This is a genomic window from Clostridium sp. CTA-7 (assembly GCF_054768095.1).
Window position 1 is genome coordinate 77,941 of the sequence record NZ_BAAAAV010000011.1, and the last position, 20,791, is coordinate 98,731.

The window sequence follows — 20,791 nt, forward strand, 5'->3', positions numbered from 1 at the left end:
TATTTATTTTACTTGCTACTCTAAGTTTATGCAACTAAAATAAATATATTATTAACGATTTTATACATTATTACGATTTTTATCGACTTTTTTATACTTTCTTAAGTATATTATAACCTAATTAATTATAATTTATATATTAATTAATAAATTTTTCTTAATTAATCATTGTAAATTTTTTCATTTTACAATTCATTAATATTACATATAGAATTGTAAATTTTTCACAATATAATTTAAGGGAAAGAGAGTTTTATCTCCTTCCCATTTTTGATACTAGCTTTAATTATTCTATAACTTTAACATTATCTTCACCAGCAAGTTCTCTAAAATAAATTACTGCATCCGATTCTAAGTTAATCCATATATCCTTTGACATTCTATAACTCTTCTTATCATTTGCTGTAAACACAAATACGGTTGTATCTCCTTTAAATTCTTTTGGCATAGTTCGCAATTCTTTCATCATGTTCTTGCCTTCATCTAAATTATTTACTCTAATATAGACCTTAGCTGTATTTATCTTCTCTAAAGGCTCAATTGTTTCACATATAAGCTTTGGCAACTCATCTTCTTTTATGCTTACTCTTCCTTTTATTACAACTAAACTATCTTCTTTTACAAATTCTCTAACTTTATCTAAAGTTTTAGGAAATACTATGACTTCAATAGTACCTGTTAAATCTTCTAACTTTAAAAAGGCCATCATTGAATTACTTCTTGTTATTTTTTGATTTGCTTCTGCAACTATTCCTCCAAGAATAATCCTTTCCTCATCGTGTATTATATCTTCTGGTAATTCAATATTATTATATGCTTCTTGAATTATTTCGTAGGATTTATATATCTTTTCTATATTAGTCGTTGTTTGAACTCTTAAACTCTCAGCATATTCATCTAAAGGATGTCCTGATAGATATAGCCCTGTCATTTCTTTTTCCATATCTAAAAGATTTTTCTTTGAAAATTCTCTTATATTAGGATAACTTACCTCAGGGATATCTAAAACTTCTTCTTCTAAGCCAAATAAACTTATTTGTCCATCTATATTTCTCTTCTTTTCACTTGAAACTCCATCCATTAGTTTTTCATATACTGCTAAAAGTTTTGATCTAAATACATTAAAGTAATCTAAAGCACCTGCTTTTATTAAACTTTCTATTGCTCTTTTATTTACAGCAGATAAATCTATCTTATTTATAAAATCTATTAATGACTCAAAACTTCCTTTTTCACTTCTTGACGCAACAATAGTTTCAACAACATTATAACCAACATTTTTTATAGCTGCTAATCCAAATCTAATTTTATCACCTTTTACTGTAAATTTAGAATAACTCTCATTAATATCTGGTGGTAACACTTGAATTCCTAGACTTTCTGCAAAGTTAATATAATGTGCTACCTTTTCACTTGTTCCCATGACAGAGTTAAGCATTGCTGCTATTGTTTCTACAGGATAGTATTTCATTAAATATGCAGTTTGATATCCTATAACTGCATAGGCTGCTGCGTGAGATTTATTAAACGCATACGAAGCAAAGTCCATCATCTGATCGAATATTTTATTTGCAGCTTCTTCTGATATCCCATTTCTTTTACAGCCTGGAACTTCTATATTTCCTTCTTCATCTACAACTCCATATATAAAGTTTTTTCTTTCCTCCTCCATGACCTTGTGTTTCTTTTTAGACATTGCTCTTCTTACAAGGTCACTTCTTCCCATAGAATATCCAGCTAGTTTTCTAACTATCTCCATTACTTGTTCCTGATAAACCATTACTCCATAAGTAACATTTAATATGTCTTCTAACTCTGAAGTCTCGTATTGAGCTTTATCAGGACTTTGCTTACATTCTACATATCTTGGTATTTCTGCCATAGGTCCTGGTCTATATAAAGATATTCCAGCTATTATATCTTCCAGACAATCAGGTTTTAGCTCTTTCATGAAGGAAGTCATTCCTGGTGATTCTAATTGAAAGACACCTGCCGTTTTTCCTTCTCCAAGCATTTTATAAACTTCTTTATCCTCAAAATTTATTTTATCTAAATTTATTTCTATTTCTTGATTTTCTTTAATCATTTTAACAGCATCATTCATAACTGTTAGTGTTCTTAGACCAAGGAAATCCATTTTCAGTAATCCAAGCTCTTCTAATGTTGTCATATCAAATTGAGCTACTATTGATTCATCATTTTTTTGCAGAGGAACATATTCAACTAAAGGCTTAGATGCTATAACTACTCCTGCTGCATGTGTTGATGAATGTCTAGGTAAGCCTTCTAAATCTTTGCTTACATCTATTAACTCTTTAACTCTTTCATCCGTATTATATGCTGCCTTTAACTCTGGATTTATTTCTAAAGCTTTATCTATTGTTATTCCTAGCATAGTAGGAATCATCTTAGCTATTTTATCTACCTCTGCATAAGAGTAATTCATAGCTCTACCAACATCTCTTATGCAAGCTCTTGGAGCCATTGTTCCAAAAGTTATAATCTGAGAAACATTATCTACTCCATATTTCTCTACAACATAATCAATAACTTCTTGTCGTCTTTCATAACAAAAATCCGAATCTATATCTGGCATACTTACTCTTTCAGGATTTAAAAATCTTTCAAAAAGTAAGCTATATTTTATTGGATCTATTTTGGTTATACCTAAAGTATAGGCTACTATTGAACCTGCTGCAGATCCACGCCCTGGTCCCGTTGGAATTCCATTATCTGTTGAGAATTTTATAAAATCCCAAGTAATTAAAAAGTAATCTACATATCCCATCTGCTTGATTACTGATAGTTCATATTCTAATCTTTTAATGTATCCACAAGCTTCTTCATTTGTTTTATAATAATCCACAAGCTCTTCCACATTTAGTGGTTTATTTATAAATTCTTTAAAAACTTCGTATCTTTCAATTAATCCAGAATAACAAACCTCTTTTAAATAATCATAAGGTTCAATTCCTTCTGGCACTGGGAATTTAGGAAGTTTTGACACATGGAATTCATAATCAAAATTGCATTCCTCTGCAATTTTAGTTGTATTTTCTAGAGCCTCTGGAATATATGAAAACATATCCCACATTTCTTCTGGGGATTTTAAGTAAAATTGGTCTGAAGGATACCTTCTTCTATTTGGATCATCAATAGTTTTTCCTGTTTGTATACACATTAATACATCATGTGATTCAGAATCTCTTTGATTTATGTAATGAACATCATTAGTTGCTAATAAAGGAATATCTGTTTCCTTTGCTAACTTAATGTTTGCTTCTGTAACCTTTCGCTGCTCATCCATCCCATGATTTTGTATCTCAAGATAGAATCTATCTTTAAAAATATCTTTATATAGAAGAGCTACTTCTTTAGCTTTTTCATAGTTATCTTTAAGGTGCCATGACTGAACCTCTCCCCCTAAGCAAGCACTTAAAGCTATAAGTCCTTCACTATGACTTCTTAAAAATTCATGATCTACTCTTGGCTTGTAGTAAAATCCTCTTATAGATGCTTGAGACACAATCTCCATAAGATTTTTATATCCTTCTTCATTTTTAACTAATAAAACTAGGTGATGAGTACTATTTTCTTTATCATTAATCTTAATGTCCATAGACTTTGCAGCCACGTATATTTCGCAACCAAGTATAGGCTTAATTCCTTGTTCAACAGCTTCTTTATAGAAAGCAACGCACCCATACATAACACCATGATCAGTTATAGCTATACTATCCATACCTAGTTCTTTAGCTTTACCTATTAATTTTTTAATCTTTCCTGAACCATCAAGTAAACTATATTCAGTGTGGAGATGTAGATGTGTAAATTTTTTACTCAACTAAAACACCACCTTTGTTTATTTATATATTTCTTAGTAAGTTCCTGATCTAACTTCTTCTGCTATTTTTTCTATTTTTCTTAATCTATGATTTACTCCAGACTTACCTACTGGAGGATTAAGCATTTCTCCAAGCTCTTTTAAAGATTCATCTGGATAGCTTAATCTAAGTTCTGCTATTTCTCTTAAGTTTTTTGGTAATCTTTGAAGTCCTATTTCTCTTTGTATTAGCTTTATGCTTTCAACTTGCCTTACTGCTGCATTAACTGTTTTGCTTAAATTAGCCGTTTCACAATTTACAAGTCTATTTACATTATTTCTCATCTCCTTCATTATTCTTATGTTTTCTAATTCTAATAAAGAAGTATGTGCACCTATTATGCCTAAAAGGTTAGATATTTGTTCTCCTTCCTTTAAGTAAATAATATAACTGTTTTTTCTTTGAATTACTTTTGAATTTAACCCAAAAGTATTTATTAACACAGATAAATCTTTAGCATAATCTTCACTATGAGTAACAAATTCTAGGTGATAAGTTTTTTCTGGATTGGTTATACTACCACCACCTATAAAGGCTCCTCTTACATATGCTCTTTTTAATTCATCTGTTTTAACCATATTTTCATCTATTCTATAATCCAAAGTTAATACGCCTTCTACTTCTGTAAGTATTCCTGTCTCTCTTAAAAGATTTCTAACCCCCATATTTTCTTCTATAAGTACCATATATATATTATTTTTCTTTAGGGAATTACTCTTTTTAACCATTAATTTTGAATGTATATTAAAATGCTCCTTAAGTAAGCTAAATATATGCCTTGCAGACGCTGGATTTTCAGTAGTAATTCTAAATGCTAACCCTAACCCACTAAATGATATAGTTCCACTTACTTTCATTATTGCTGATATCTCAGCTAATGCTTCTTCTTTTGTTAATTCTGAATGTCTGCAAATTTCTCCTTTTACCTTTGATGAAAATGACATATGGCCTATTTCTCCTTATTATCTATTCTTATCATGTAATTATATCATAAACACTAATAAAAATTTAGATGTAAATTATAGCTTTAGGATAGTTTTCTATATTATAAAAAGAACCAAGAAGGTATAATTCTTAGTTCCTTTTATTGTTAAGCTTATTTTTTTTCTCTTTTTCTTTAATTCTTTGTGATACATACATATATTCTATTATTTTCTTTCTATCATACAATAACTTTTTCTCCATTATTGTATCAACTAAAACTTCTGCTAAATACTCTGAATCGTGCTTAACATAACCTTTTTCTATCTTTGCTAATGATGCCTCAACTACTTCTACTCCTAAGGCCTTTATTTCCTTCATATCTAATTCTACTAATTGAGAATTATCTAATAAGTATTTCTTTTTTACATCATCGGGAATATCTCCTCTATTCGCTATAACATAATCTATAATTCCTCTTCCAGCATACTTTTTTAATATCTTAATATGATCTGATGCCTTAAACCCATGTGTTTCTCCTGGTTGAGTCATTATATTAGATATATATATTTTAATTGCATCACTTTTTCTTATACTTTCTGATATATCTTTTACTAATAAATTAGGAATTATACTTGTATAAAGACTTCCTGGCCCTAATACTATTGCATCTGCTTCCTCTATTGCTTTTATTGCATCCTCTAATGGCTTTGCATCCTTTGGCTCTATCATAAGCTTCTTTATTCTTGAGTTTTGTCTTAATACTTCATCTGGAATTTGAGATTCTCCTTCTACTTTATTTCCATTTTCAAGCTCTGCGATAAGTTTCATATCTTCTAAGGTAACTGGTAAAACTTTTCCTGTTACCGCTAGTACAGAGCTCATCTTTTGAATCGCATCTTCAAAATTGTCACTTACCCCATCCATTGCTGCTAAAAACAAGTTACCAAAGCTTTGATTTTTAAGCCTTCCATCCGGAAATCTATATTGTAGTAACTCCTCCATTAATGGCTCTGTATCTGCTAAAGCTAAAATACAGTTTCTTATATCTCCAGGAGGAAGCATACCAAGATCTTCTCTTAAGTCCCCAGATCCTCCACCATCATCAGCAACTGTTACTATTGCTGTTATATTAGATGTATAATATTTTAATCCTCTAAGCATAGTGGATAATCCTGTTCCTCCACCAACAACTACAATCTTAGGTCCTTTTACTAATAATCTCTTCTCATAAATAAGATTTTCCATCTTTCTGCTATCTAAAGACAACTGAATATACCCCTTATTAGTAAGTGCTATTATAGATTTCATGCTCTCTACTACTGATATATATATAACGAATATTCCTGTTATATTTAGGAATATATAAAATACTTTATAGTAAAAATCGTAAACTCTACGCATTGCTAGTTCAGTAAAGCCAAAGGCAATTAATAGTATTCCAAATATTCCAAAGAAAATCCACCTTTTAATTCTAACTCCTGGCTTTAACCAATCTTTAATACTCATAGTTTTTTAGCTCCTTGGTGTACATCTTCTATTATATCTCTATGTTCAACTGAAGCATTATAATTTCTTTCTAATAATTTTTTATATAAAGCATTAGCTATAGCTACTGATCTATGTCTTCCACCAGTACATCCTACAGATATTATAAGTTGTCTTTTACCCTCTTTCTTATAGTTAGGTATTAGGAAATCCAACATATCATCTGCTCTTTTTATAAATCCTTTAGTTTCTTCTTGCTTTAATACATAATCCTTTACTGGTTCATCATTTCCTGAATAAGGCTTAAGCTCTGCTATATAAAATGGATTTGGTATAAATCTAACATCAAATACTAAATCTGAGTCAACTGGTATTCCATATTTAAATCCAAAGCTTAAAACAGTTACTGAAAGTTGCTTTTCAGGTTGCTTCATATCTCCATAATTTTTGTTCATTTCTTCTCTTAAATCTCTAATTGCATATTTTGATGTATCTATAATTATATCTGCTCTATCTTTTACTTCTCTTAATCTATTTCTTTCTTCATTAATCCCTGTAATAACCCTACTTCCTGGTGCTAATGGGTGACTTCTTCTAGATTCCTTAAATCTCTTAACTAAAATCTCATCTGATGCGTCTAAAAATAATATTTCATATTTAAAATCTTGTCTCTTTAAGTAATTTAAGCTTTCAAATAAATCATCAAAGAAGATTCCACCTCTTATATCTATAACTAAAGCGACTTTATTAATTTTTCCTTGACTTTGAACACAAGCTTCTGCAAACTTTGGTATTAACTTTGGAGGAAGATTATCTACACAAAAGTATCCCATATCTTCAAGGCTTCTTGTTGCTTCTGTCTTGCCTGCTCCTGATAATCCTGTAACTATTATAAATCTCATCATGCTGCCTCCTTTTAATTTGAAGATTATATGATTAAATTATATCATATTAAGCTTATTTATATAAGTTATAATAAATATTATAACTATACCTAATCAGTAATATCTTTTCTATAAAATAATATTTTTATTTAAAGACCCTAGATGCAGAATAAAAAATAAGTTAAAAGAGAAAAGCTGTCACTCCTCTCATTTTAACTTATTTTATATCTCTTTCTTTTATAATATCATATAGTAGCTTACTAAATTCAGCTCTTCAGTTCCTACACTAATTCTTATTCACTTAGACATATCTAATAAATATTTTGTGATTAATTCTCAAAAAGACTTCCTAAACTTCCAAGAACACTACCTTGATCAACTGACTTTCCCATATTCTGTGGTGTAGCTGCATAAATTCTAGAAGCTAATTTACTAAATGGTAGACTTTGAATCCAAACTTCCCCTGGACCTGTTAAAGTTGCAAAAAATAATCCTTCTCCTCCAAATACAGCATTTTTAAATCCACCTACAAACTGTATATCATAATTTACATTTTGAGTTATTGCAACTAAACATCCTGTATCTATTTTTATGGTTTCTCCAGGCATTAATGTTTTCTTTACAATAGTACCCCCAGCATGTATAAATGCTAATCCGTCCCCTTCTAATTTTTGAAGAATAAATCCTTCTCCGCCAAAAAATCCTGTTCCAAGCTTCTTTGTAAATTCTATCCCTACACTTACTCCTTTTGCACAGCATAAAAATGAATCTTTCTGACAAATTAACCTACCACCTAATTGTCTTAAATCCATAACCATTATTTTCCCTGGGTAAGGAGCTGCAAATGCTACTTTTTGTTTTAAAACACCTGAATTAGTAAAAGCAGTCATAAACAAGCTTTCACCAGTCATAACTCTTTTAGCTGCTCCTCCAAGCTTTCCAAAAAAACCACCTTGAGATTTTTCGCTTCCATCTCCAAAAATAGTTTCCATAGTTATACTATTATCCATCATCATCATTGCACCAGCTTCTGCAACTACAGTTTCTCTTGGATCTAATTCAATTTCTACATATTGCATTTCATTTCCTACAATTTCATAATCTACTTCATGAGCCATTATTATTTACCTCTCTTAAATAAATTTTATAAAATATATTATATTATTAATAATATAAATATAGTACACTTATCTACATATAATTTATATACTAATTATCACTATGAAATCTTACCATATCTATCATTACTAATAGTCCTACAAAAAAATTAGTATAGCTTTCATCTAACACCTCTAAAGAATATCTGTCACGTCCAAAGGTTAACTCTTTATCTATTTTACCTATTTCCACACCATCTTTTCTTATTATATAGTGTCTCCCTAACATACTTTTTGATTCCATAGCCATTACCCCTACTGATCCAGTTATATTGTATTCAGGAACCATAAATTCTTTTTTAATTGTTGCTATTTCTCTCATATTTTCATCATAAGCAATATACTTATGTGCTCCTAACCTTAACTGTTGTCTCATATATAACACTTTCCTATTATTTGTATCATAAATACTTATATTTTTTCCTATGTCAAACTTGTCTGCTTCTGCAATAAAGGCTGTGTTATTATACTCATCTAACACATCAAATTTAGCTCCTATAGCAAATAATCTTTCTTTAACATAAAACCTTCTCATAAATACCTCCACACTAATCACAATATAATATAATTTATTTAAACTTTAAATACAGTATATTATACCTCTTATTACTTGTCAACAATTTGTTAGTTTTTTATAAAAAGTTTTAAAAAAAGACCTAAGAAAATTCTTAAGTCTTTTAAAATAAAATATTTATCTTTTATCCTCACCTATTATTCTAACTTCCGGATGTAATTCTACGTTAAATTGCCTTTTTACCTCATCTTGAATATATGATATTAAATCTAATATATCTTTAGCAGTAGCTCCATTTTTATTTATAACAAAACCTGAATGTTTTTCTGAAACTGCTGCACCACCTATACTATATCCTTTTAATCCTGCATCTTGTATAAGCTTACCTGCAAAATAACCTTCTGGTCTTTTAAATGTACTGCCTGCAGATGGGTATTCTAATGGTTGTTTTGATTCTCTTTTATTAGTTAGGTCATTAACTGCATTTTTTATTTGATCTTCATCACCATTTTGTAATTTAAATCTAGCTGATAAAACAATATAATTTTTTTTCATAACTATAGAAGATCTATATCCTAATTCTAAATCATCTTTTGATAAAGTAATTATATTACCTTTATCATCTATAACTTCTGCACTCTCTATAACATGCGCTATTTCTCCATTATAAGCACCTGCATTCATAAATACAGCTCCACCTACAGTTCCTGGAATACCACATGCAAACTCAAATCCAGTTAGTGAACTTTTTAAAGCTGTGTTAGATACATCTTTTAGCATAGCTCCACATTCAGCCTCAACTATATCTCCTACTATCTTTATGTTCTTGACTTCATTTAACTTAATAACAACGCCTTTTAATCCACCGTCTTTTACTAACAAGTTAGATCCATTTCCAACTACGTAGAAAGGTATGTTTTTTTCTCTACAATTTTCTATTGTCTTAATAACCTGATCTTTAGATTCCGGAATTAAAAGAATATCTGCTGGTCCACCTACTCTAAAGTGAACATAATTTTTCATTTCCGCATCAATAATAACATTTTCACTTTTATAAAATTCTTCAAATAATTCTTTAAACACTTTATACTGATTCATACCTAACTCCTTATAAATACGTAGTAATATCCTTACATAGTATAAATTAAAAAACTTCAAGAAACAACCCACCAAAGGCATATTTATATATTATACCAAAGTTGTAACCCTTTTGTTACTTCTTTTCTTTTGTATTAAAGTAGTCTATTATGCTTTGAGCAGCTTTTTTATCTATGCTAGGTGTCTCTAGCAATTCATTTATGGTTGCATTTTTAATATTTTCAACACTACCAAATTTCATTAAAAGATTTCTTCTTCTCTTTTCTCCTATGTTAGGAATATCTTCTAATATAGAATGTAATGTTCTCTTATCTCTCAAAGTTCTATGATATGTAATTGCAAACCTATGAACTTCATCTTGTATCCTTCTTATCATTTGCATTAGGTTAGAACTTCTATTTATTATAACTTCTTTATTGTTATATATAATTCCTCTAGTTTGATGCTTATCATCCTTTACTAATCCACAAACAGGAATATTTATATTTAACTTTTTTAATACTTCTAAGGCTACATTTACCTGTCCCTTACCCCCATCCATCATAATAAGATCTGGGAAACTAGAAAATTTACCACTTGAAAAGTTTAGATTTCTCTCTTGAATTTTTTTTATTTCTTCAAGACCATGGGCAAACCTTCTTTCTAGTATTTCTCTCATACTATCATAATCATTGGCACCTTTTACAGATTTTATTCTAAATCTTCTATAATCGCTGTTTTTTGATCTTCCTTCTTCAAAGACAACCATTGTTCCAACTGAGTCAACACCCTGTATATTAGAAATATCATAGGCTTCTATTCTAAATGGTACTTCATCTAAATCTAGTAAACACTGTAACTCCTGTAGGGATATTCTATTGATCTCCTTCTCTTTAAGGAACTTATCCTTAAATTGCTCTAAAGTTATTTTAGCATTATTTCTTACCATTTCAATCATATCTTTCTTTTGACCTTTTTGGGGTATCTTTATCCAAACCTTTGATCCTCTTTTAATGGTTAAAAACTCTTCCATAAGTTCTAAGTCTTCTATTTCCGGAATATATATAGTTTTAGGAATTTTAGCGGCTCCTGCATAAAAAGATGTTATAAAAGCTTGTAATACTTCTCCTATTTTATCATCTACTGTGTTTTCAAGCATAAAATGTTCACGCCCAGTCACCTTGCCATCTCTAGCAAAAAACACTTGAATACAGCTATCTTTCTCATCTTGAAATATATTTATAAAATCTTCATCGCCTTCCATAGTTTTAAATATCTTTTGTTTTTCCACTATAGCCTCTATTGCAAGTATCTTATCTCTAAATTTTGCCGCTTTTTCAAACTCAAGATTCATTGAAGCGTCTTCCATATCTTTTTTAAGTGAATTTAGTATTGTTTTATCTTTACCATTAAGTATATCCATAATATCATCAATCATTTCACCATATTTTTCTTTTGTTACATATCCAGCACATGGCGCAACACATTTTTTAATATGGTAATTTAAACATGGTCTAACTTTTTCTCCATTTTCATTTATTATTAACTTACAGGTTCTTATAGGAAATATTTTATTTATCAAAGTTATAGTTTCATAGACTGCTGTTCCATTTGTATATGGTCCAAAATATTTGCTACCATCCTTTGCATATTTTCTAGTTACAAATACTCTAGGGTAGTCATCATTTGCTGTTATTTTTATAAATGGATAAAATTTATCATCCTTTAATGCTATATTATATCTTGGACTATGTTTCTTAATAAGATTACACTCTAAAATCAAAGCTTCCATTTCAGAATCTGTTACTATGTACTCAAACTCAGATATGTTTTTAACCATTACTTTAACTTTTTCTGAATGATTCTTAGAATTTTGAAAATAACTTTTTACTCTGTTTTTTAAAACTTTTGCTTTTCCCACATAAATTATTTCTCCAAGTGAGTTTTTCATTATATAAACACCAGGTTTATCTGGTAAATTTTTTAAATGATATTCAAAATCAAACATCAGAGTTCCTCCCTCCAATTATGATACTTCTCAATATAAATTTTATCATTATATATAGAAGTAAACAAAACTTATTTATATAGAAATTTAAGGATATAACTTTTAAATTAGCTATATCCTTAAATTTCTAAAATGGTGAATCAAATTCCTCAAACTTTGGCCAAAGTTTATCTTCACTTTCGACTTCAACCTCATCTTTAAAATCCCATGGAATATTTAATGAATTCCAATGCACTCCACCCCTTAATTCTCTTATAAATGGTTTTGTAACTTTATAATAAACTAAAGCATCTCTCTTTCCCTTTATATAGTATCCATGTGCGCATCCCTTAGAAATATATATTAGATTTTTATTGTATTCATCTAAATCCACTACTGTATACTTTCCAAAGGTTTTAGAATCTTTTCTTAAATCTATTACTACATCTTGTATTTCTCCTATTATACAAGTTATAAGCTTATCATGATCTTCTGGTGGTAATTGAAAATGCATTCCTCTTACTACCCCTGGCTTTGCTATTGCATAATATTCCTCTTTAAATTCTGTGCTTAACCCATATATATTAAATTGAGTATCATTAAAAACTTTAATTAAATCACAAGTACTTCCCATAAAAACAGTTGGTGTTATTAAGTAGCATCCCTCAACTTCTAATTGCTTAACCCTAAACATAGCTTGTATTCTCCTTTTAGTCTTTAAAGTTTTTTAACTTTATATAAATAAAGCTTAAAATTAAGTCTCTATCTTAATATATGACAAAAAATTTAAAGAGTGAGAAAGCTTAAATTAAAAGATAAAATTTTGTAGAAAAAGAGGTTGATAAGTAAAATCAACCTCTTAAACGCTATTCTCCAAGAACAGCTGCTCTCACAACCTGAGATGCTATATAAGCAGCTGAACCTGCACCATTTTCACCCTTTTCTACTATTACAGCTACTGCAATTTGTGGATTATCTAAAGGTGCTGCTGATATAAACCATCCATGAGGTATTCCTTCAACTCCATCCTCTATATAATCTGCTGTTCCTGTTTTTCCACCAGCATTTGTTCCTTCAAAGGCTGGCCATCTATGGGTATTATTTGATACTAAATAACCCATATATTTTTTTACTGTTTCTGCTATATCCTTTGAAATAACATCAGTTTTTAATGTTTTATTAGGTATTTCCTTTACTGTGTTTCCATCTTTATCTACTATTTTATTCACTAATTTAGGCTCCATAAGAACCCCATCATTTGCTACAGTCGCAGCAACTATAGCCATTTGCATTGGAGTTGATAATACACTTGCTTGCCCTATTCCACTTTGAGCTATATTTCCCACTTCGTAATCCTTTAATGCTGGAAATCTACTTTCTGATATAGAAATTCCTATTCCTGGAACTCTAGAGTTAAATCCAAACCTTTCTGAAACTTCTTTTAACTTAGGATTTCCCATTTCCATTGCAAGTGTTCCAAATACAACATTACTTGAAACTCTATATGCCATTTGTAAATCTAGATTTCCATGAGCTTGCTTCATATAGTTATTAAGTTCTGTCCCATCCGGAAAAGTTATTTTACCTGTATCATTAAATGTTCTATTAACTATACTTGGATCATTTTCTAAAGCTGCTGATAATGTTACTGTTTTAAATACAGATCCTGGAGGATACAATCCATTTATAGTTCTATTTAATAATTTACTATCTACATCAACACCAGTATTAGCTTCTTCTATAGCTTTTTCAAGATTAGTTGGATCATATGTTGGTTTTGAAACCATAGCTAATATTTCTCCTGTTTTAGGATTTAATGCAACTACAGCTCCCTTTAAATCTCCCATAGCTTCATATGCAATCTTCTGCAACTTATAGTCTAAAGTGGTGACTATACCATTTCCTATTTTTTCTTCGTTTCTACTTTCAAAAGCTTTTTTTAAATCAAAATCTTTAAGTAAGCTTCTAATACCATTTGAAAAACTATTATATTTTGATAATTCACTATCAAATTCCTCTTCTAATCCAGTTAATCCAAATCTTTCATCTATATATCCTAGTGAGTGAACATATAAATCTCCATATAAATATTCTCTACTTTGATTAAACTTATCTAATCTAACACTTTTAGTTAACGGATTTCCATCTTTATCATATATAGTTCCTCTTAGCACTTCATTTCTTTTTGCCCAAAGTCTTTTATTTCCTGTATCATTTGCTATATCAGGACCCTTAAAAACTTGAAAGTAGGCTATATATGATATCAACGCTATAAAGCAAAAAAGGAATATAACCATAACGTTTCGTACACTTTTTGCTAAATCATTCATAAAATCCTCCTTAATCTGTAAAACCTATTAATACAATTATAGCTATAAAAATTAATACTCTTCTGATATTTTTTGTAATATTCCCAACGCAAAAAACATTGTTATCATTGAGCTTCCACCATAACTTATAAGAGGTAGTGTTATACCTGTAAGCGGTATAACAGTAAATATTCCACCTATAATAACTAATGTTTGACAAGCTATCATTGTACTAAATCCAACAGCTGCAAGTTGACTGAACTTATCATTAGTTACAAATGCTATTCTTATTCCTCTATAAAATAATAAGAAATATATTATCATTAATCCAACTGCAAATATTATTCCAAGCTCTTCGCAAATAACTGCAAAAATGAAATCACTTTCTTTTGCAAATATTAAGTCAGGATACCCATTTCCTAATCCTACTCCAAATAAACCACCTGAAGCTATAGCATAAAGTCCTTGGACTATTTGATAACTTTCATCGTGTGCATATTTCCAAGGATCAAGCCATATTTTAACTCTTCTTTGTACGTGTCCAAAGACACCATAAGCCCCTACTGCTCCTATAGCTGAAAGTCCTAAGCAAGTAAAAACATATTTTTTCTTTGAAGTTGCAATATATAGCATAGTTACAGATATACCAAAGAATATTAAGGTTGATCCTAAGTCAGTTTGTAGCACCATACAAACCAAAGAAAACATAACTATTAATGCTGGTTCTATTAATTGTTTAAAATCTTCCTTAATTACGTTTTTACTTTCATAGTTCATAAGCGAAGCTGATAAGTATAAAACTAATGCTATTTTTCCAAACTCAGATGGTTGGAAACCAAAGGGTCCTATAAAAACCCAGTTCATAGCCCCATATGTTTCTACCTTAAATACAAGACCATACACCAATGCCATTGGCATAAGTATTAATGTAATAATCATATATATCTTTTTGTACTTAGCAAAACTCTTTAAATCCGGTAATGCTACAACTATAACTATATATGCTATTATTCCAAGTACAGCCCACACTAATTGTTTTATTGCAAAACTAGGATCTATCCTATAGAGCACTGCTATTCCAACTACAGCTAATATACTTGAAAATATAAGCATAAATTTATCGCCATCAGGATAAAATCTCCTTATTAAATAATGAGAAAATCCTATTATTAAGCATAAAATAATTCCTATAATTAATGCTTTTGTATCAAAAGGTTTCTTCAATAGAGCTAGATTAGTAAATAGAAGTAAGCATAGAAGATAAATCAATTTAAGAACTCTTTTTTCTAACTTTAATGCACTATTCATAATCTCACCTCTAATTTTTATCTGCTCTTATAACCTTAAATATAGCACTACCTATTCTTATTTTATCATTTGCCATTATCCTAGCATATCCTTCTACTTTTTCATCATTTATAAACACACCATTAGTGCTATCTAAATCCTCTATAATTATCTCATTATTCTTAACTACAATCTTAGCATGGTTTCCTGAAGCATATTGATCTGTTAATTTTATTGTATTTCCTTCTTTTCTACCTATTGTTATAATTCCTCTTAACAATAAAATAGATCCTTCTTCTAAGCTTGAATTTTCACCCACACTCAGCACTTCTATACCATAATTCTTTTTAGCAGAAGGTTGCTTTCTTCTTCCTCCACCTTTTACATCCTTGTACATTATTTTTAGTGCATAATAAATAATAAAATATAGTATTATCATAAATGCCACACCAAAAACTAATGTCATTAGCTTTGAAAAACCCATCTTTTCACCTCAAAATTAGTATTCTATTACCATTATATATTAAAACTTCTAGTTAAAAATAACAAGTATACTTGACTTATCTTAACATCTTTTTAAGATATTTACCTGTATATGAGTTATTTACCTTACTTATTTCTTCTGGAGTCCCAACTGATACTATTGTACCGCCTTTATCTCCGCCTTCTGGTCCTAAGTCTATTATATGATCCGCACATTTAACCATATCTAAATTATGTTCTATAACCACTACTGTATTTCCTGACTCCACTAGTCTTTGAAGTATTTCAACAAGTCTATTTACATCATCAATATGAAGTCCAGTTGTCGGCTCGTCTAATATATAAAGTGTTTTTCCTGTACTTCTCTTTGAAAGTTCAAATGCTAGTTTTATTCTTTGTGCTTCCCCACCTGATAATTGAGTAGAAGGTTGGCCAAGCCTTATATAACCAAGTCCAACATCATTTAAAGTTTCTAATTTATTTTTTATTCTAGGAATGTTTTCAAAGAACTTCAAAGCTTCTTCTACTGTCATGCTTAGTATATCATCAATAGATTTTCCTTTATATTTTACCTCTAAAGTCTCTCTATTATATCTTTTTCCTTTGCATACTTCACAAGGAACATATACATCAGATAAGAATTGCATTTCTATTTTTATTATTCCATCTCCTGAACAAGCCTCGCATCTACCACCTTTTACATTAAAGCTAAATCTTCCCGGCTTATATCCTCTCATTTTAGCTTCTGGAGTTGTAGAAAACAGTTCTCTTATTATATCAAAAACACCAGTATATGTTGCAGGATTTGATCTTGGAGTTCTTCCAATAGGACTTTGATCTATATCTATTATTTTATCTATATTTTCATAACCTGTTATTTCTTTATGTGCCCCAACTGGATTTTTACTTCTATTTACTAATCTATTAAGGCCTTTATATAATATTTCATTAACTAAAGTACTTTTCCCTGAGCCTGACACTCCTGTTACCATAGTTAAAGTTCCTAATGGAACCTTTATATTAACATTCTTTAGATTGTTTTCTTTAGCTCCCTTAACAGATATAAAGTTACCATTTCCCTTTCTTCTTTCTGTAGGAATATCAATTTTCTTTTCTCCTGTTAAGTATTGCCCTGTTATAGAACCTTTACACTCTTTAATATCATCTAAAGTTCCTGCTGCTACTATTTCTCCACCGTGTTCTCCTGCTCTTGGCCCTATATCAACTACAAAATCTGCTTCTTTAATAGTATCTTCATCATGCTCAACTACTATTACTGTATTTCCTACATCTCTTAAATTTTTAAGTGTATTTATTAATCTATCATTATCTCTTTGATGCAGTCCTATGCTTGGTTCATCTAGGATATATAAAACTCCCATAAGAGCTGATCCTATTTGAGTTGCAAGCCTTATTCTTTGTGATTCTCCACCAGATAAAGTTCCAGAGTTTCTTGCTAAACTTAAATAATCTAAACCTACATCTATTAAAAATTTAAGCCTACTTTTTATTTCTTTTACTATTTGGTCACTTATTATTTTATCCTTTTCTGAGAAAATTAATGAATCTATATAATCAAGCTCCTCTTTTATTGAAAGCTTTGTAAACTCGTGTATATTCTTTTCTCCAACTCTAACAGCTAAAGCTTCTTTTTTTAATCTTGCTCCCTTACATTTAGGACAATGATTGTTACTCATATATTGCTCTATTTCACTTTTTATAACATCAGAATTAGTTTCTCTATATCTTCTTTTTAAAGAGTTTATTTCACCATCATATGCATATGAATATTGTGATTTAACTCCTTCTCTAGTGTAAATCACCTTCATCTTCTTACCATCAGTTCCATAAAGAATTAAATCTAATTCCTTTTTGCTTAGCTCCTTAACAGGCCTACCTAAATCTATATCATACTCTTCACTTAAAGCCTTTAATATAGCATACGTCCATGAGTCTTCTTTTAGCCTACCTTCTCCCCAAGTAGCAATAGCACCTTCTAGTATGCTTAAGTCTTTATTTGGTATAATTAAATCTTCATCTAATTCAATTAAGGTACCTAATCCATCACAACAATCACATTTCCCAAATGGAGAGTTAAATGAAAATAATCTTGGTGCTAATTCATCTATACTCATACCACATTCTGAACATGCAAACTTTTCACTAAATAATATGTCTTCTCCATCAATAATATTTATAACTACTAATCCCTCTGCTAATTTAAGTGCTGTTTCAATAGAATCTGATAATCTTCCTTCTATGCCTTCTTTTATGACTATTCTATCTACAACTGCTTCAATATTATGCTTTATATTTTTATCTAAACTAACTTCTTCCTCTGCTAGTTCATAAATTGATCCATCAACTCTAGCTCTTATAAATCCACTTCTTTTTATATTGTCTAATATTTTTTCATGAGTTCCCTTTTTACCCCTTATTACAGGAGCTAAAACTTGAAGTTTAGTTTTATCCCCAAGAGCCATAACACTATCCACAATTTGATCAACAGATTGTTGTTCAATTGGAATTTTGCATTTTGGACAATATGGTTTTCCTACTCTTGCATATAATAACCTTAAGTAATCATATATTTCTGTTACAGTTCCAACAGTTGAACGTGGATTTTTACTTGTTGTTTTTTGATCTATAGATATTGCTGGAGATAAGCCTTCTATATACTCTACATCTGGCTTATCCATTTGTCCTAAAAACTGCCTTGCATAAGATGAAAGAGATTCAACGTATCTTCTTTGACCTTCTGCATATAATGTATCGAATGCTAATGATGATTTTCCTGATCCTGATAACCCTGTAAAAACTACTAACTTCTCTCTAGGAATTTCTAGAGAGACATTTTTTAAATTATGTACCTTTGCACCTCTTATAATAATTTTATCTTTCATATTAAAATGCCCCTTCTTATTTTATAACATTAGTTTTTCAGTTTTCTTGAAATTTAATCTCGAACAAACGTTCTTTATTATATTCTAAGTTTTATTATAATTATTGTCAATTACATAATAAATTATTTAATAGAAGTAATTACTGAATAATAAACTTAATTTTCTTTTTTTTATATTTTTACTAACAATTAAATTTAGTAAAATCTATTTAAGTACTAGAATAACTTATATTTTAATATAGTATTAAAATATGTATGAAAAATTAGAGGATGAATAAAAATTCAACCTCTAATTTAGTAATGATTAAATTATCAAAAATTTTTATCGTTATTGTGCTTTACTTAAAATATGTTTCAAATCCATTGTTAACAATATATGCTCCTCTTGGAACTTGAATCATAACTAAACACATATTTAAACAATCAACACATGATCCCATTGCATTTATTAAACAAAGTAATATGGTGTATCCATTTAGCCACCCTAAAATATTAAGGATAAAGGGTAATACAATGGATAATAAAATAAATGGCATAATACAAATAATTAAAAATCTATTCTTTCTGATTTTTTCAGTAGTAAAAATAAATCCAAAAAAAATATTTATACCCCAATATGTCTTATCTGACTTTAATGCATTAGGTATAAAGCAAGCATGGATAAATTCGTGTATTATCATAAATATTAAAATAACAAAAAAATATATCAGAGTAAATATATTTAATGTAAAGGAAAGTTTAAAGCCACTTCCACTAAAAAAAAGTTCTTTTAATGGATTATATAAATAAAATACAATTAGAAGATAAACACCTCCATTTACAAGCATAAATGGTAATGATAACAAAGTTGCTATCGATAAATTAGATGGTTCTTTTAGTTTTGTCCATCCTTCTGATATTAACTTATTACTCAATTCTTTATCAGTAGGAGGTATTTTTTTTATATATCTCATAAATTAAATCCTTTCATATATAAATCTATATTTCTATAGTATATTCACTATACTCCCTCAAAATTAAAAAGTGGAATAAAACTCTCTTTTGCTGTTCCTTCTTCCTGAATAAATCCCTTCTCTACTCCGATATCTAATGAATAATCAATAAGCGCTTCATAATGTTTTTGATTTAATGGCTTGTTTATTTCAGGATATTCCTTAACATGTTCTAACGGAGTATATTGATTCATAAGGCTTATATATACCTTGTCTCCATAGGTTTTATGAATATAATCTACTATTTTTTTAGAATCAAATAATAATCCTGGTAACATTAAGTGTCTTATTATTACACCTTTTTTTATTATTCCATTTTCATCAAACTTCACGTCGCCTACTTGATTAATCATCTCATCAATAGCTTCTTTTGCATATGAAAAGTAATCTTTAGCCTTAGAATATTTAACTGAATATTTACTATCAAAATATTTCATATCTGGAAGATATACATCTATATAACCCTTTAGTAGCTTTATAGTCTCTACTTTTTCATACCCACTGCTATTATATATTATTGGTATATTTAAGCCTTTATTTCTTGCTACTCTTATAGCTTCAATTATTTGAGGAACATAATGTGTTGGAGTAACTAAATTTATATTAAGAGCTCCTTTTTCCTGCAATTCTATAAATATTTCTCCTAATCTATCAATAGATATCTCTTTTCCAAAGCTACACTGACTAATATTATGATTTTGACAAAATACACATTTTAAAGTACAGTAAGAGAAAAATACAGTTCCAGAACCTATATTCCCTGATATGCAGGGTTCTTCCCAATAATGTAAAGCGGCCCTTGCAACCCTAATTTTATCTCCCGCTCCACAAAATCCTCTTTTTTCACTTAATCTATTAACGCCACAATTTCTTGGACATAAACTACAGTTTTCTAATAAATCTATC

The 20,791-nt window shown here is 29.4% G+C and carries 15 protein-coding genes; all 15 read right to left on the reverse strand.

Annotated elements, in window-relative coordinates:
• Positions 1-286: 286 nt before the first annotated feature.
• The 15 genes from ACYUEX_RS17260 to ACYUEX_RS17330 all read right to left on the reverse strand — a co-directional run bounded on the left by ACYUEX_RS17260 (position 287) and on the right by ACYUEX_RS17330 (position 20,790).
• Positions 287-3,844: a DNA polymerase III subunit alpha gene (locus ACYUEX_RS17260; RefSeq protein ID WP_460289264.1), complete on the reverse strand. Its 3,558-nt coding sequence runs from the start codon at positions 3,842-3,844 to the stop codon at positions 287-289.
• A gap of 33 nt (positions 3,845-3,877) precedes the next feature.
• Positions 3,878-4,828, reverse strand: coding sequence for a DNA-binding protein WhiA (gene whiA / locus ACYUEX_RS17265; protein WP_460289265.1), 951 nt, complete (start codon positions 4,826-4,828; stop codon positions 3,878-3,880).
• A 130-nt stretch (positions 4,829-4,958) separates the two neighbouring features.
• Positions 4,959-6,314, reverse strand: a complete 1,356-nt coding sequence (locus ACYUEX_RS17270; RefSeq protein ID WP_460289266.1) for a gluconeogenesis factor YvcK family protein — start codon at positions 6,312-6,314, stop codon at positions 4,959-4,961.
• A complete protein-coding gene (gene rapZ, locus ACYUEX_RS17275) occupies positions 6,311-7,195 on the reverse strand; it encodes an RNase adapter RapZ (RefSeq protein ID WP_411170637.1) in 885 nt (294 codons plus the stop codon). Before rapZ ends, ACYUEX_RS17270 begins: the two co-directional genes overlap by 4 nt.
• A 311-nt stretch (positions 7,196-7,506) precedes the next feature.
• Complete coding sequence (locus tag ACYUEX_RS17280) at positions 7,507-8,295, reverse strand: TIGR00266 family protein (protein WP_460289267.1); 789 nt, start codon at positions 8,293-8,295, stop codon at positions 7,507-7,509.
• Between the two features lie 91 nt (positions 8,296-8,386).
• Positions 8,387-8,869, reverse strand: coding sequence for an LURP-one-related/scramblase family protein (locus ACYUEX_RS17285; RefSeq protein ID WP_322412585.1), 483 nt, complete (start codon positions 8,867-8,869; stop codon positions 8,387-8,389).
• 156 nt (positions 8,870-9,025) lie between these two features.
• Complete coding sequence (gene murB, locus ACYUEX_RS17290) at positions 9,026-9,946, reverse strand: UDP-N-acetylmuramate dehydrogenase (protein ID WP_411169115.1); 921 nt, start codon at positions 9,944-9,946, stop codon at positions 9,026-9,028.
• A gap of 115 nt (positions 9,947-10,061) precedes the next feature.
• Positions 10,062-11,933, reverse strand: a complete 1,872-nt coding sequence (gene uvrC / locus ACYUEX_RS17295) for an excinuclease ABC subunit UvrC (protein ID WP_460289268.1) — start codon at positions 11,931-11,933, stop codon at positions 10,062-10,064.
• Between the two features lie 127 nt (positions 11,934-12,060).
• The gene (locus ACYUEX_RS17300; RefSeq protein WP_411169117.1) at positions 12,061-12,606 is read right to left on the reverse strand and encodes a dTDP-4-dehydrorhamnose 3,5-epimerase family protein; all 546 of its coding nucleotides are present in this window, start codon (positions 12,604-12,606) and stop codon (positions 12,061-12,063) included.
• Between the two features lie 172 nt (positions 12,607-12,778).
• Complete coding sequence (locus ACYUEX_RS17305; RefSeq protein WP_460289269.1) at positions 12,779-14,242, reverse strand: peptidoglycan D,D-transpeptidase FtsI family protein; 1,464 nt, start codon at positions 14,240-14,242, stop codon at positions 12,779-12,781.
• A 51-nt stretch (positions 14,243-14,293) separates the two neighbouring features.
• A complete protein-coding gene (locus ACYUEX_RS17310) occupies positions 14,294-15,529 on the reverse strand; it encodes an FtsW/RodA/SpoVE family cell cycle protein (protein WP_460289270.1) in 1,236 nt (411 codons plus the stop codon).
• A 10-nt stretch (positions 15,530-15,539) separates the two neighbouring features.
• Positions 15,540-15,992: an FHA domain-containing protein gene (locus ACYUEX_RS17315; protein ID WP_460289271.1), complete on the reverse strand. Its 453-nt coding sequence runs from the start codon at positions 15,990-15,992 to the stop codon at positions 15,540-15,542.
• Between the two features lie 76 nt (positions 15,993-16,068).
• Positions 16,069-18,894, reverse strand: a complete 2,826-nt coding sequence (gene uvrA, locus ACYUEX_RS17320; protein ID WP_460289272.1) for an excinuclease ABC subunit UvrA — start codon at positions 18,892-18,894, stop codon at positions 16,069-16,071.
• A gap of 337 nt (positions 18,895-19,231) precedes the next feature.
• Positions 19,232-19,846: a DUF3267 domain-containing protein gene (locus ACYUEX_RS17325; protein ID WP_460289273.1), complete on the reverse strand. Its 615-nt coding sequence runs from the start codon at positions 19,844-19,846 to the stop codon at positions 19,232-19,234.
• Between the two features lie 47 nt (positions 19,847-19,893).
• Positions 19,894-20,790, reverse strand: a complete 897-nt coding sequence (locus ACYUEX_RS17330; protein ID WP_460289296.1) for a radical SAM protein — start codon at positions 20,788-20,790, stop codon at positions 19,894-19,896.
• Position 20,791: the final 1 nt, after the last annotated feature.

Excerpts from the sequence above, each read along its gene's own strand:
- rapZ (WP_411170637.1), bottom strand. The coding sequence starts at position 7,195 with ATGAGATTTATAATAGTTACAGGATTATCAGGAGCAGGCAAGACAGAA.
- ACYUEX_RS17300 (WP_411169117.1), bottom strand. The coding sequence starts at position 12,606 with ATGTTTAGGGTTAAGCAATTAGAAGTTGAGGGATGCTACTTAATAACA.
- ACYUEX_RS17310 (WP_460289270.1), bottom strand. The coding sequence starts at position 15,529 with ATGAATAGTGCATTAAAGTTAGAAAAAAGAGTTCTTAAATTGATTTAT.
- ACYUEX_RS17305 (WP_460289269.1), bottom strand. The coding sequence starts at position 14,242 with ATGAATGATTTAGCAAAAAGTGTACGAAACGTTATGGTTATATTCCTT.
- ACYUEX_RS17315 (WP_460289271.1), bottom strand. The coding sequence starts at position 15,992 with ATGGGTTTTTCAAAGCTAATGACATTAGTTTTTGGTGTGGCATTTATG.
- ACYUEX_RS17285 (WP_322412585.1), bottom strand. The coding sequence starts at position 8,869 with ATGAGAAGGTTTTATGTTAAAGAAAGATTATTTGCTATAGGAGCTAAA.
- uvrA (WP_460289272.1), bottom strand. The coding sequence starts at position 18,894 with ATGAAAGATAAAATTATTATAAGAGGTGCAAAGGTACATAATTTAAAA.
- murB (WP_411169115.1), bottom strand. The coding sequence starts at position 9,946 with ATGAATCAGTATAAAGTGTTTAAAGAATTATTTGAAGAATTTTATAAA.
- ACYUEX_RS17280 (WP_460289267.1), bottom strand. The coding sequence starts at position 8,295 with ATGGCTCATGAAGTAGATTATGAAATTGTAGGAAATGAAATGCAATAT.
- ACYUEX_RS17325 (WP_460289273.1), bottom strand. The coding sequence starts at position 19,846 with ATGAGATATATAAAAAAAATACCTCCTACTGATAAAGAATTGAGTAAT.
- whiA (WP_460289265.1), bottom strand. The coding sequence starts at position 4,828 with ATGTCATTTTCATCAAAGGTAAAAGGAGAAATTTGCAGACATTCAGAA.
- uvrC (WP_460289268.1), bottom strand. The coding sequence starts at position 11,933 with ATGTTTGATTTTGAATATCATTTAAAAAATTTACCAGATAAACCTGGT.
- ACYUEX_RS17270 (WP_460289266.1), bottom strand. The coding sequence starts at position 6,314 with ATGAGTATTAAAGATTGGTTAAAGCCAGGAGTTAGAATTAAAAGGTGG.